Source organism: Mesorhizobium sp. NFR06, from assembly GCF_900115245.1.
Lineage (GTDB): Bacteria > Pseudomonadota > Alphaproteobacteria > Rhizobiales > Rhizobiaceae > Mesorhizobium.
In genome coordinates, this window is the sequence record NZ_FOVT01000017.1 from 77061 (window position 1) to 89843 (window position 12783).

The following is a 12783-nucleotide window of genomic DNA, read 5'->3' on the forward strand; positions in this document are numbered from 1 at the left end:
CTGTGGTAGTGTCGATGGAAATAGTACGGCAGCATTTTGTGCTGTGGCATCCGTTCTTCGGAGACGGTCATGAAACTGGATCGGATCGACATCAAGATTCTCTACGAATTGCAGAAGAACGGCCGCATCACCAATGTGGAACTTGCCGATCTGGTGCATCTGTCGCCAAGCCCATGCCTGATGCGGGTCAAGAAGCTCCAGTCGGAAGGCTACATCGAAGGCTATTCCGCGCAGGTCAACATCGGCAAGCTTGGCCAGACGCTGACCGTATTCACCGAGATCACCTTGAAGAACCATCGTCAGGTGGACTTCGCCCGCTTTCTCGCCGTGGTGGAGAAGATTGACCAGGTCATCGAATGCCACCTCGTGTCGGGCGGCTACGACTATTTGATGAAATTCGTCACCGCTGGCATCGGCGAGTACCAGACCATTATGGAGCGGCTGACCGACATGGACATCGGCATTGACAAGTATTTCAGCTTCGTGGTGCTGAAGTCCCCTATCGTCAAGGCGCACATGCCGCTGCCCAGCCTGTTTCCGATGTAGGACTCCGCGCTTCGTCGTGCTGTAGATCCGTTCAAAACAATTCCTGAGCGAAAAGCGCCACTGGCCTTTCCTGGAGCTGCTCTTAGCGGTGGCCGTACTGGTTGACGAGCTCGGGGTCGCGGACGAGGCCGTCGAGCCAGGTCGGGTCGAGCTTCGGCACTGATGAGAACAGTAGCTTGGAATAGGGGTGGGTTGGCGCCGTCAGCTTGTCGGGCGTGATCTGCTCCACCCGTTCCCCGTTGTACATGACCATGATCTCGTCGCAGATGGCCTCGACGACGGAGAGGTCGTGGCTGATGAAGATGTAGGAAAGTCCCAGTTCGCGCTGCAGCTCCTTGAGCAACTCGATCACGGCCGCCGCCACCACCGTGTCGAGGGCCGAGGTGATTTCGTCGCAGATGATCAGCTTGGGGTTGGCCGCCAGCGCGCGTGCAAAGTTCACCCGCTGCTTCTGGCCGCCCGAAAGCTCCGACGGGTGCCGGTAGCGCAAGCCTCTCGGCAGGCGCACCATATCGAGCAGTTCGTCGACGCGCTTCGAGCGCGCCTGCCTGTCGAGCCGGTGATAGAAGGCCAGCGGACGGGAGATGATGTCCTCCACCGGCTTGGCCGGATTGAGCGCGGTGTCGGCGTACTGGAACACGATCTGCATCTCGCGCAGCTGGTCATGGCTGCGTTTCCTGGCGGCGCGCTGCAGCTCCTTGCCGTCGAAGACGATGGCGCCGGCGGCCGCCGGATGGATGCCGGCGATGACGCGCGCCAGCGTCGATTTTCCGCAGCCCGATTCGCCGATGATGCCGAGATTACGCCCCTTCTCCACGACCAGGCTAACGGAATCGACTGCGCGGATGAGCGGTAGTCCATCCCGCACCGCGCCGTAGCCGGCCGTTACATTGTCGATACGCAACAGCTGCTTCGTCCCGGCATCCGCATCCGCATGCGCTTGCCGAGGCTTCGGTTCGAAGGCGGCAAGCAGCTCACGCGTGTAGGGATGGTGGGCAGCCGAAAGGATTGCCGCTGTGGAGCCGGTCTCCTGCACCTCGCCGGCCTTCAGCACCACGATGCGGTCGGCGATCTGCGCGACGACCGCAAGGTCATGGGAGACATAGACACCTGCTATCCCGCCCGCCCGCATGGCCGATTTGAATGCCTTCAGCACGTCGATCTGGGTCGTCACGTCGAGTGCGGTCGTCGGCTCGTCGAAGATCACCAGCTTGGGATCGCCAATCAGCGCCATGGCCGCCGACAGACGCTGCAATTGCCCGCCCGAAACCTGGTGCGGATAGCGCGCGCCGATCCCTTCTGGATCCGGCAGCGACAAGGCCCTGAACAGCTCGACCGCGCGCTGGCGCGCTTGTTCGGGCGACATTAGCTTGTGAATGCGCGTGACCTCGATGACCTGCTCCATGATGGTGGACGAGGGGTTGAAGGAGGCGGCGGCACTTTGCGGAACATAGGCAATGTCGGTGCCGCGCAGCCTGGCGCGTTCCTTTTCGGAAAGGGCGGCCATGTTCTTGCCGTTGACGTTGATCTCGCCGCCGGTAATCCGGCAGCCGGGCCGCGCATAGCCCATCAGTGAGAGCGCCACCGTCGTCTTGCCGGAGCCGCTTTCGCCGATCAGCGCGACGATCTCGCCGTCGGCAATGTCAAGGCTGACGCCCTTGATGATTTCGACAAGCCGTCCGGCGTCGGTCTTGGCCTCTATCCGTAGGTTCCGGACCTCGACGAGATTGCTCATGCGTCGCGGTCCCTGATCTTCTGCGGCAGGTTGTCGATCAGCAGGTTGACGCTGATGGTGAGGCATGCGATCGCCAGCGACGGCACGATGACGGCGGGGGCCACGAAGGGCAGGCCGCCGATGTTCTCACGTACCAGCGCGCCCCAGTCGGCGAGCGGCGGCTGCAGGCCGAGCCCGAGGAAAGACAGGCCGGAGAGCAAAAGCACGATGAAGACGAAGCGCAGGCCGAAGTCGGCCAGCACCGGGCGGATGATGTTGGGCAGAATCTCGGACCCGATGAGGTAGGCGGTGCTCTCGCCACGGACACGGGCGACGGTGATGAAGTCCATGGTGTTGATGTTGACGGCGAGCGCGCGCGCGAAGCGGTAGGCGCCGGGGATGTAGATGACGGCCAGCGTCAGGATCAGCACCGGGATCGACGAGCCGACCGCGGCGACGACCACGAGCCCGAACAGCTTGCTGGGGATGGAGTTCATCGCGTCCAGGAAACGGCTGAGGCAGGTGTCGAGCCAGCCGCCGGTGACCGCCGCGATCATCCCCAGCACGACACCTGAAAAGCAGGCGATGGAGACGGCGGCGAGCGATATGCCGACGGTGTAGCGTGCGCCCATCAGTACCCGCGAGAGCATATCGCGCCCCAGATAATCCGAGCCGAGCCACAACCCCTGGCGCATCGGGCCGAAATAGTCGTCGTCGACGATGTCGCCGATCGAATGGGGAATGAGGTAGGGCGCGAGGATCGCGACGAGCGTCCACGCCAGGATGACCAGCGCGGCCACGACGCCTACGACGCTGTAGCTGTGGCCCAGGAAGGATCGTCGGGAGGTTGTCGCGTGCGCTATCGTCATCTGAGCCTCGGATTGGACATGATAGCGACGACGTCGGCGGCGGTGATGAGGAAGAGATAGCCGAGGCAGAAGATCATCGCGCAGCTCTGGATCAGCGGCAGGTCGCGTGTCGCGACCGCATCGACCATCAGTTTGGCAATGCCAGGATAGTTGAAGATGGTCTCGACGATGATGACGCCGCCAACCAGATAGGACAGCGAGAGCGCGACCGCATTGACGATCGGCCCGAGCGCATTGGGGAGCGCGTGCCTCAGGACCATGCGGCCGCGCGAAGCGCCTTTCAGAAGCGCCATCTCGACATAAGGCGTGGAGAGCGTCTCGATCACCGCGGCGCGGGTCATGCGGATCATCTGCGCGGAGATGACGAAAGTGAGCGTGATAACCGGCATCGCATAGATGCGTACGAGGTCGGTCAGCGAATGCGCCTCGTTAACCGAGGACAGCGCCGGCAGCCATTTGAGATAAACGGCGAAGAGCAGGACCGCCAGCGTCGCGACCATGAATTCCGGCACGGAAATGATGCCGATCGAAAGAATGGTGACGGTGCGGTCATAGACAGAGCCGCGCAGCATGGCGGCGGTGATGCCGAGCGTCAGCGCCAGTGGCACCGAGAGCAGCGTGGTGATGCCGGCGAGCTTCATGGTGTTGACCAGGCGCCCGCCGATCAACGCCGCGACCGGCATCTCGTTGGCATAGGATGTGCCGAGGTCGCCGTGGACCAGGCCGACCAGCCAGAGCAGAAAGCGCAGGATCGCCGGGTCGTTGAGATGCATGGCCTCGCGCAGGCCGGCGACGGCCTCGGGAGTCGCCGCCTGGCCGAGCAGGATCGATGCGGTGTCGCCGGGCAGCATGCTGGTGGCGAAGAACACGGCGAACAGCACGATCAAAAGCGTAACGGCCGCGATCCCCAGCCGTTTCAGCACGAGGTTGAGAACCCCAGACTTCATGGAAGCGCTCCCTGCGGTTGTTCGGCCACGCGACCTTGCGCAATGAAGTGCCGGAGGCCGACTGACCGGCCGCCGGCTGGCTTCCCTCAGGCTTCGAGCCAGAGATATTCCGCCATTGCGTAGCCCATCATGCCACCGAGCGGGTTCGCCTCCAAACCCTTCACCTTGCTGGAGAGGGCATCCACGTTGGAAATGTAGGCCGGGATGATAGTGCCGGCCTCCTCGGAGACCATAGCCTGCATCTGGCCATAGATCTCCTTGCGCTTGGCCAGGTCGAGCAGGCCGCGCGCCTCGATGAGCATCTTGTCGAACTTCTCGGACTTGTACTGGCTTTCGTTCCACGGCGCGTTGGAAGCGTAGAGGAGCGAGAACAGGATGTCCGGCGTCGGGCGCGGATTGATGTTGCCGAAATGGATTGGCGCCTTGAGCCAGTAATTGTCCCAGTAGCCGTCGGATGGGACACGCTGGACGTCCAGCTTCATGCCGATATCCGCGCCGGCGGCCTGGATGATCACCGCCATGTCGATCGACGAGGTTGCGGCGTCGGAAGCGATCACCGGGATGGACTGGCCGAGGAGGCCTGCCTTCTGGAAATGGAACTTCGCCTTGTCCGGGTCGAAAGCCTTCGGCTTGACGTCGGGATTGTGGAAGATATTGGCCGGCGAGACGGGCTGGTCGTTGCCGATCTCGCCGAGGCCGCGCAATGCCGATTTGACGATCTGCTCGCGGTTGACGAGATATTTCATGCCGGCAACGAAGTCGGCCTTGCTGCCTGGATCCATGTCGAGCCGGATGTTGAGGTCGGTGTAGTTGCCCGAAGTCGTCTTCGACAATTCGAAGCCCTGCTGGCCGCTGATGAGCTTCATTGCGCGCGGATTGATCGCGGCCGCAAAATTAATGTCGCCGGAAAGCAGGGCGTTGACGCGGGCGCTGTCGTCGCTGATGGCTATGAACTCGAAGGAGTCCAGATAGGGCTTGCCCGACTTCCAATAGTTCTTGTTCTTGGTGACGACCGACCGCACCCCCGGTTCGAACGTCTGGAGCACGAAGGCACCGGTGCCATTGCCCTTGGAGAAGTCGGTGGTGCCGTCTTGGACGATCATGAAATGGTGCAGCGCCAGGATGGTCGGCAGGTCGGCATTCGGGTCGGCGAGTTTGATTTCCACGGTCGACTTGTCGACCGCCTCGAAGCCGGTCATCTGCGCGGCGATCTTGGCGACCTTGGAGCCGACCGATTTGTCGAGATGGCGCTTCAGCGAGAACACGACGTCGTCGGCAGTGAGGTCCTTGCCGTCGTGGAAGGTGACGCCCTTGCGCAGCTTCACGGTCCAGGTCTTGGCGTCCTTGCTGTCGAAGCTCTCGGCCAACTCCATCTGCGTGACGCCATCCTTGTCGAGGAACGTCAGGCGGTTGTAGAGCGAGCAGCAGCGGACATAGTCGGTGGAGAGCGACGCCTTTGCCGGATCGAGCGTATCGGCGGTCGAGGACGACCAGCCGGCCGCCTTGAAATTTCCTCCGGAAACTGGCGTGGCAGCAACGGCCTCGCTGGCGCGGCCAAGCACCACGCTGCCGGCCGCAACCGCGGCGCCGCCGGCCAACAGCATCTTGAGAAGTTCGCGGCGGCTCGCGCCCCGCCGAATGGCGTTTTCGACCATGGCATCGTCTGCGCTGGTCCAGTTCGTGATCTTGTCGGTCATGTTATTCCCCTTTCTGTTTGTTTGGTCGGGATGCTCGTCTTGTTGCGGCTTTCCGGCTTGGGCTCAGGTTCGTTCCTTCAGGCTTTCCCGCACGGCCGCCGCCAATGCGGCCATCGAGGTGAAGTGGTAGTCCGGCGCGGTGAAGCGCTCCGGCTCGATCGTGCCGCCATAGCCCTTCTGGGCGTGCCGGCGTTCGATCCAGCAGTTGGTCAGGCCAAGTGTGCGGGATATGCCGATGTCGTGATACTGGCTTTGGGCGACGTGCAGGATGTCGTCCTTGCTGTCACCCCGGGAGGCGACGAAATCGAAGACCTTCTGGAAGAAGGCGGGGTCCGGCTTTTCCGTTCCCGTATCGTCGGCGGTGAAGGTGGCGAAGAAGGGCGATCCCAACTGCTTCTCGAAATAATTGAGCGCCCAGCGCCGGGCATTGGTCATGGCAATCAGCTTGTGGGATTTCGCAAGCTCGGCCAACGCCGCCGCGCTGTCGGGAAAGCCTTGCCAGGTGCTGGCGGAGTCCCGCAGCCGGACGCCGTATTTCTCCTCGGCCGGTAGGCCGAGTTGCGGCGCGATGACCATGTAGACGCGCACGAGGTCGTCGGGAAACAGGCCAGCATCGGGCATGTAGCGGGCCTGCCGGTACAGGGCCAGCGCGGCTTCGCCATCGACGGAAACGCCAGCGTCGGCGGCAATCCCGGCCAGGCAGGTCGTGATGCCTCCCTCGAAGTCGATCAGCGTGCCGACAACATCGAAGGTTATGTATTTGAACTCGCTAAAGCCCCTGGCCAAGACTGGCTCTCCTCTGCGCGCGGCCGAATTGCATGCTGCTGAACAGAACAAAATTCCGTGGGCGTCGACCTTTCAAAAGTTCGAAAATTCGCGTCTTCTGGCCTTGTCGTAGGAGCAGTCTGGCACTTCCCCCGCGCTGGATTTGCCGAAAAGGCGCAAGGCTGCGGCACAAAATTGCGAAATCGTCTGCCCCGGCGCTATTTCGAAAATGCAAGGTATTCGTCGCGCCCTCACGCGAGGGCCTGGCGTACATCAGGATCGTCCAGCGTCTGGTCGAGCGTTCGGCGCGTGCGTTCGATGATTGCATCGACGTCGCTGTCCGTGCAGCAGAGCGGGGGCGCATAACCCAGAACCCCGTGCGCAAAAGCGCGGATGATGAGGCCGTTGTCCCAGGCCCTGTCGAAGACGCGCCGCGCCGGCATGGCCGACGCCGGGAGCGGTGTCTTCTTCTCCTTGTCGACCACCAGCTCGATCGCGGCTAGCATGCCGCGACCACGCACATCGCCGACGAGCGGGTGGTCCCTCAGGCTTGCCAGTCCTGCCATCAGACGGGCACCGGCCTTGATGCCATTCTCCAGCAAGCCGTCTTCATAGAGCTTCAACACCTCGAGCGCGACGGCGGCGCTGACCGGATGGGCGGAATAAGTGTAGCCGTGGCCGACCGCCGAGGCGCCAGCGCCATCGGCGATGACATTGTAGACATGATCGGCCATGAACACGGCGCCCATTGGAACATAGCCCGAGGTCAGCCCCTTCGCGGTCGTCATGAAGTCGGGAACGATGTCCTCCTCCGTGCAGGCGAACAGGGGGCCCGTGCGACCGAAGCCGGTGATGACCTCGTCGGCAATGAACAGGATCTCGTATTCCCGGCAGAGCTCGCGGATCGCCTTGATCCACCCTTTCGGCGGCACGATGACCCCGCCCGAGCCCTGGATCGGTTCGGCATAGAAGGCAGCGACCCGCTCTGGCCCGATCGCCTCGATCTTGGCTTTCAACGCAGCAAGCGATGCAGCGATGATCGCGTTGTCGTCCTCGCCCACCGGGTTGCGATAGGGATATGGCGAGGGGATCTTGTGCTGCCATTCGAAGGGAATGCCGAAACCGGCGTGAAAGGCGGGTAGGGCGGTCAGGCCCGCGCCGACCACCGACGATCCGTGATAACCCTGCTCGATGGAGATGAACTGGTCGCGCTTCGGCTCGCCCCTGGCATTCCAATAGTAGCGGACGAAACGGATCGTGCTGTCGACGGCGTCAGACCCGCCCAGCGTGAAATAGACGTGATTGAGATCGCCGGGCGCACGCTCGGCCAGTTCCGAGGCGAGGCGGATGGCCGGCTCCGAGCCGAGGTCGAAATAGGCGGTGGCGTAGGGAAGCTCGCGCATCTGCCGGGCTGCCGCCTCGACGATGCTGTCGTGGCCGTAGCCGGCATTGACGCACCACAGCCCTGCGAAACCGTCGATAAGCTGCCGGCCGGACGCATCGGTCACGGTCGCTCCCTTCGCCGATTTCAGCACGCGCACGCCGAGCGCCTCATGGCCGCGATAGGATGAGACCGGATGGATGAGGTGAGCGCGGTCGAGTTCGATCAGCGAATTGGCGAGCATTGTTATCCTCCGGACTAGCCGAGCGCCTGGTTGGCGAGGGCGTAAACTTTTGGCCTGGCCTGTTCGGCGCCGTTCTTGGCTGGACGGTCCATGGCCACGCCGCCACCGACATGGGTGAGGCCGATTTCCGCGAGCCAGCCGGCTATGCCCGTCCTGCTGTCGGTATCCACGCGCAGGAAGGCCCCGGGACGCGACGCGGCGAAGAAGCCGATCAAGGCCTTGGCGTCGCCGGCGCTTCCCGCGATGACCGGACCGATCACCTCGCCGCGTCCGAACGGGCGGATGGCGGCATAGGCTTCGATGGCGCCGTTGCGGCGGATGACCGCGAATTCGCCGCGCTCGGTCAGCGCATCGATCAGAGCTTCACGGTCGGCGCCGTAAGCGTCGCGATCCAGCGCCTTGATGTCCGCCAGATCGTCGGCGCTCGCGGCTTCCACGCCTTCGGGCAAGCCGAACGCTGCAACCTTGCCCTGATGCTGCAGGATCGCGCCAGAGGCTACAAAGCCCAGTTTCTGATAGAGAGGCATCCCGTCCGCCGTCGCGACGAGCCGCAGCGGACGCTGCCCGGCAAGGGCGAACGCTTGTTCCATGAGCCGACGCCCGAGCCCCTTGCCTCGCACGTTCCTGTCAACGATCACCATGTTGATCATGGCGCAATCCGCGCCATAGGGCGTCACCAGGATGGTTCCGGTAACACGGCCTTGGTCGTCCAGCGCGACCGCGCCGCTCGAGAGCTGCAGCGCCATCTGCCAGTCCTGCGGGCGATGCGGCCAATTCTCCTGGCGAGAAAGCGCCACCGCTCCCTCGATATGGTCCTGCCCGAAGTCCTGAATTTCGATATCGCCTTGCTGCATGGGGCATCCTTCCGTCTGCCCTCAAGTCTCGACCATTGGCGCGTCGCTAATCGTCTGAAGGCTTCGGCTTCGGCGGTATCTTTCGCCGTAGCGCCAGGGGTGTGCCGCATCTTGTGCTGGCACCCTCCGCGACGGAGGCACGTCACGCCGTGCGCGGCGGCGCCATCGACCGGCAAGATGCTACAGCGTGCCAAACCGGATGGCGGATACGGAACTTTCTGCTTTCGGGAGAGCGATTTCGGTCAGGTGGGTCGCCTCCTGCCGTCCTATGATGGAATACATCCCAACGCGGATGTGCTTCCACCGGAGATCGACGGACATGGCTTCTTTCAGGCTCAAATACATCACCTTCGACTGCTATGGCACGTTGACTTTTTTCCAGATGGCGGAAGCAGCGCGCGACCTCTATGGCAGCCGGCTTGACGAGCCACGCATGCAGGAGTTCATCAAGAACTTCGCCGCCTATCGGCTGGACGAGATCCTAGGTGACTGGAAGCCCTATGCCGAGGTCATCCATAACGCGCTCGAGCGCGCCTGCAAGCGCAACGGCGTCGCCTTCAATGCCGACGACGCCAGGATGGTCTATGAGCGTGTCCCGAGCTGGGGGCCTCACGCGGACGTCCCGGCGGGCCTCGCCAAGGTCGCCAAGGAAATCCCGCTGGTTATCCTCTCCAACGCCATGAACGCGCAGATCATGTCCAATGTCGAAAAGCTCGGCGCGCCGTTCCATGCCGTCTACACGGCAGAGCAGGCGCAGGCCTACAAGCCCCGCTTCCAGGCCTTCGAATACATGTTCGACATGCTGGGCTGCGGCCCGGAGGACATTCTTCACTGTTCGTCGTCGTTCCGCTACGACCTGATGTCGGCCCACGATCTCGGCGTCAAGAACAAGGTTTGGGTCAATCGCGGCCACGAACCGGCCAACCCGTACTACGGCTATGTCGAGATCGCCGACATTTCGGGTCTTCCTGGCGTGGTCGGTCTCTGAATAGGCGGGTGGCCGATGAAGTTCGTCTCCTACTGGCATGACACAGCTCCCGTCTTTACCGCCGGGGCGCAAGGCCCGGTCGAGGGGCACTACGATGCCGCAGTCATTGGCGGCGGTTTCACTGGCCTTGCTGCCGCGCGCCAACTGGCGAAGGCTGGCGCCAAGGTGGCCGTGCTTGAGGCGCAGCGAGTGGGCTGGGGCGCGTCCGGGCGCAATGGCGGGCACCTGAACAACGGCCTTGCCCATAGCTACCTCTCGGCCAAGGCGGAGCTTGGCAAGGAAAGGGCAATCGCGCTCTACCGGGCGCTTGACGACTCGGTCGACGCCATCGAGGCGCTGGTCGCGGAGGAAGGCATCGACTGCAATTTCCGCCGCGCCGGCAAGCTGAAGCTCGCCTCCAAGCCGCAGCATTTCGAAGCGATCGCTCGCAACTTCGAAGCCGTTCACGCTGAAGTGGATCCGGACACGGCGCTGCTGTCTGCAGCCGACCTCAAGTCCGAGATCGGCTCGCCCTTCCACGGCGCGATGCTGTCGAAGAAGAGCGCCATGATGCATATGGGCCGCTATGTGGCGGGTCTTGCCACGGCGGCCGCTCGCCAGGGCGCAGTGATCCACGAGAACGCGGCGGTGACCGATCGCAAGCAGGCTGGCAACAGGCATGAACTGACCACCTCGCGCGGCCGGATCAGCGCCGACAATGTGTTGGTGGCGACCGGCGCCTACACGACGCCGAATTTCAGTTACTTCCGCCGCAGGATCATTTCCGTCGGCAGCTTCATCATCGCCACGCGCCCGTTGAGCGACGCCGAGATCGCCGCGACCATGCCCGGCAATCGGACATGCGTGACCTCGATGAACATCGGCAACTACTTCCGGCTTTCGCCGGACAGGCGCCTGATCTTTGGCGGTCGTGCGCGCTTCTCGGCAACCTCGGACCAGCGCTCCGATGCCAGGAGCGGACAGATATTGCGGGCGAGCCTGGCCGCAATCTTCCCGCAACTCGCCAAGGTCGAGATCGACTATTGCTGGGGCGGGCTGGTCGACATGACCAAGGACCGTTTTCCCCGGGCCGGCTACCATGACGGGGTCTGGTATGCGATGGGCTATTCAGGCCACGGCGCGCAACTCTCCACCCATCTCGGCACGATCCTGGCCGACGCCATGCTCGGCCGTGAGGATCGCAATCCGCTGAAGGGCCTCGAGTGGCCTGCCATTCCAGGCTATTCGGGAAAACCGTGGTTCTTGCCGATGGTCGGCCTCTACTACAAGGCGCTCGACCGCATTCAGTGATCCCCGATTCGGTGGCCTGGTTTAGCCCAGCCCGCCCATATGAAAACTCTTCATCTCGAGATACTCCTCGATGCCGGCCTGCGCGCCTTCGCGCCCGAGGCCGGACTGCTTGACGCCGCCGAAGGGGGCCACTTCCATCGAGACCGAACCGGTGTTCAAGCCCACCATGCCGAACTCCAGTGCCTCGCCGACGCGCCAGGCGCGTTTTAGATTCTCGGTGTAGAAATAGGAGGCAAGTCCGCAGGGCGTGCTGTTTGCCAGCGTGATAGCTTCCTCTTCGGTATCGAAACGGAAAAGCGGTGCGACCGGGCCAAACGTTTCCTCGCTGGCGAGTTGCATGTCTTTCGTGGCGCCGGTCAGAACCAGCGGCGCAACGTATTGAGGACCATCGGGCAAGGCGGACCCGTCGGTGATGATCGCAGCGCCTTTGGCGAGCGCGTCCTCGACGTGGCGGTTTATCTTCTCGACCGCCGCCTTATTGATCATCGGCCCGATGGCGACGCCGGGCTGCGTGCCGGGCCCGACGGTCATGGCGTTGACGCGGGCGCTGAGCTTCGCGGCGAAGGCATCATAGACCCCGGCCTGGACGAGGATGCGGTTGGCGCACACGCATGTCTGCCCGCCGTTGCGGAACTTCGAGACAAGTGCGCCCTCGACGGCGAGATCGAGATCGGCGTCATCGAAGACGATGAAGGGCGCGTTGCCGCCCAACTCGAGGCTGAGCCGCTTTACACTATCGGCCGCGCCGCGCATCAGCAGCGAGCCGACCCGGGTCGAGCCGGTGAAGGAGATCTTGCGCACTGTCTCGTTCGCCATGATCTCGTTGCCGATCTCGGCCGGCATGCCGGTGACGATGTTGATGACGCCGGCAGGGATGCCAGCACGTTCCGCCAGCACGCCGAGCGCCAGCGCCGAATAGGGCGTGAACTCGGACGGCTTGATGACCACCGTGCAGCCGGCGGCCAGCGCCGGCGCGACCTTGCGGGTGATCATCGCGTTGGGAAAATTCCACGGCGTGATGATGCCGCACACGCCGACCGGCTCCCTCAGCACGATGATGCGGCGATCTGTGGTGGGCGAGGGGATGGTGTGGCCGTTGATGCGGCGCGCCTCCTCCGCGAACCATTTGACGAAGGAAGCGCCGTAACGGATCTCGCCCTTGGCCTCGTCCAGCGGCTTGCCCTGTTCCGTGGTCAGGATCAGCGCGAGGTCGTCCTGATGCGTGAGGATCAGACCATGCCAGGCCTCCAGCAGGGCTGCGCGTTCGGCGTTGGTCTTCTTCTTCCAACCCTGAGAGGCGGAAGCCGCGGCGTCTATGGCCGCGCGGGTCTCCGGACCGGCCATGTCGGGCGCCGTGCCGATCGCGACTTGTGTCGCGGGATCGATAACATCGACCGTCTTGCCGGAACCGGCCGCGACCCATTTGCCGTCGATCAAGCCGGCTTCACGGAAGAGAGTCTGGTCTTTCAAGCTTTTCATCGAAAACGA

At 63.3% G+C, this 12783-nt stretch carries 11 protein-coding genes; 3 read left to right on the forward strand and 8 right to left on the reverse strand.

The window, feature by feature from the left end:
- The first annotated feature begins 69 nt into the window (after positions 1–69).
- Positions 70–546 carry an Lrp/AsnC family transcriptional regulator gene (locus F3H96_RS24815; protein ID WP_126058824.1) on the forward strand — a complete coding sequence of 159 codons (477 nt, stop codon included), beginning with the start codon at positions 70–72 and terminating at the stop codon, positions 544–546.
- Between the two features lie 82 nt (positions 547–628).
- Here F3H96_RS24815 and F3H96_RS24820 read toward each other — a convergent pair whose 3' ends face one another.
- The 7 genes from F3H96_RS24820 to F3H96_RS24850 all read right to left on the reverse strand — a co-directional run bounded on the left by F3H96_RS24820 (position 629) and on the right by F3H96_RS24850 (position 9017).
- Positions 629–2281, reverse strand: coding sequence for an ABC transporter ATP-binding protein (locus F3H96_RS24820; protein ID WP_149804319.1), 1653 nt, complete (start codon positions 2279–2281; stop codon positions 629–631).
- A complete protein-coding gene (locus tag F3H96_RS24825) occupies positions 2278–3129 on the reverse strand; it encodes an ABC transporter permease (protein ID WP_149804320.1) in 852 nt (283 codons plus the stop codon). Before F3H96_RS24825 ends, F3H96_RS24820 begins: the two co-directional genes overlap by 4 nt.
- Complete coding sequence (locus F3H96_RS24830) at positions 3126–4076, reverse strand: ABC transporter permease (protein WP_149804321.1); 951 nt, start codon at positions 4074–4076, stop codon at positions 3126–3128. The genes F3H96_RS24825 and F3H96_RS24830 overlap by 4 nt, the downstream gene beginning before the upstream one ends.
- A gap of 86 nt (positions 4077–4162) precedes the next feature.
- Positions 4163–5773: an ABC transporter substrate-binding protein gene (locus F3H96_RS24835; protein WP_149804322.1), complete on the reverse strand. Its 1611-nt coding sequence runs from the start codon at positions 5771–5773 to the stop codon at positions 4163–4165.
- Positions 5774–5836: 63 nt separating this feature from the next.
- Positions 5837–6559, reverse strand: a complete 723-nt coding sequence (locus tag F3H96_RS24840; protein ID WP_149804323.1) for an HAD-IA family hydrolase — start codon at positions 6557–6559, stop codon at positions 5837–5839.
- A gap of 230 nt (positions 6560–6789) precedes the next feature.
- On the reverse strand, positions 6790–8163 hold the full coding sequence (locus tag F3H96_RS24845; protein ID WP_149804324.1) for an aspartate aminotransferase family protein: 1374 nt from the start codon (positions 8161–8163) through the stop codon (positions 6790–6792).
- 14 nt (positions 8164–8177) lie between these two features.
- The gene (locus F3H96_RS24850; RefSeq protein ID WP_149804325.1) at positions 8178–9017 is read right to left on the reverse strand and encodes a GNAT family N-acetyltransferase; all 840 of its coding nucleotides are present in this window, start codon (positions 9015–9017) and stop codon (positions 8178–8180) included.
- 319 nt (positions 9018–9336) lie between these two features.
- Here F3H96_RS24850 and F3H96_RS24855 point away from each other — a divergent pair, with 319 nt between their 5' ends.
- Both F3H96_RS24855 and F3H96_RS24860 read left to right on the forward strand, forming a co-directional pair.
- On the forward strand, positions 9337–10005 hold the full coding sequence (locus F3H96_RS24855; RefSeq protein ID WP_149804326.1) for a haloacid dehalogenase type II: 669 nt from the start codon (positions 9337–9339) through the stop codon (positions 10003–10005).
- Between the two features lie 15 nt (positions 10006–10020).
- Positions 10021–11295 carry an FAD-binding oxidoreductase gene (locus F3H96_RS24860; RefSeq protein WP_149804327.1) on the forward strand — a complete coding sequence of 425 codons (1275 nt, stop codon included), beginning with the start codon at positions 10021–10023 and terminating at the stop codon, positions 11293–11295.
- A gap of 21 nt (positions 11296–11316) precedes the next feature.
- On the opposite strand, the gene F3H96_RS24865 is transcribed toward F3H96_RS24860, so the two are convergent.
- Entirely contained in the window at positions 11317–12774 is a 1458-nt protein-coding gene (locus F3H96_RS24865) for an NAD-dependent succinate-semialdehyde dehydrogenase (RefSeq protein WP_149804328.1), read from the reverse strand.
- Between the last annotated feature and the right edge of the window lie 9 nt (positions 12775–12783).

What these genes read in the sequence shown, in the direction of transcription:
- F3H96_RS24860 (WP_149804327.1), top strand. Translation starts at nt 10,021, where the DNA reads ATGAAGTTCGTCTCCTACTGGCATGACACAGCTCCCGTCTTTACCGCC.
- F3H96_RS24850 (WP_149804325.1), bottom strand. Translation starts at nt 9,017, where the DNA reads ATGCAGCAAGGCGATATCGAAATTCAGGACTTCGGGCAGGACCATATC.
- F3H96_RS24830 (WP_149804321.1), bottom strand. Translation starts at nt 4,076, where the DNA reads ATGAAGTCTGGGGTTCTCAACCTCGTGCTGAAACGGCTGGGGATCGCG.
- F3H96_RS24845 (WP_149804324.1), bottom strand. Translation starts at nt 8,163, where the DNA reads ATGCTCGCCAATTCGCTGATCGAACTCGACCGCGCTCACCTCATCCAT.
- F3H96_RS24835 (WP_149804322.1), bottom strand. Translation starts at nt 5,773, where the DNA reads ATGACCGACAAGATCACGAACTGGACCAGCGCAGACGATGCCATGGTC.
- F3H96_RS24815 (WP_126058824.1), top strand. Translation starts at nt 70, where the DNA reads ATGAAACTGGATCGGATCGACATCAAGATTCTCTACGAATTGCAGAAG.
- F3H96_RS24855 (WP_149804326.1), top strand. Translation starts at nt 9,337, where the DNA reads ATGGCTTCTTTCAGGCTCAAATACATCACCTTCGACTGCTATGGCACG.
- F3H96_RS24825 (WP_149804320.1), bottom strand. Translation starts at nt 3,129, where the DNA reads ATGACGATAGCGCACGCGACAACCTCCCGACGATCCTTCCTGGGCCAC.
- F3H96_RS24865 (WP_149804328.1), bottom strand. Translation starts at nt 12,774, where the DNA reads ATGAAAAGCTTGAAAGACCAGACTCTCTTCCGTGAAGCCGGCTTGATC.
- F3H96_RS24820 (WP_149804319.1), bottom strand. Translation starts at nt 2,281, where the DNA reads ATGAGCAATCTCGTCGAGGTCCGGAACCTACGGATAGAGGCCAAGACC.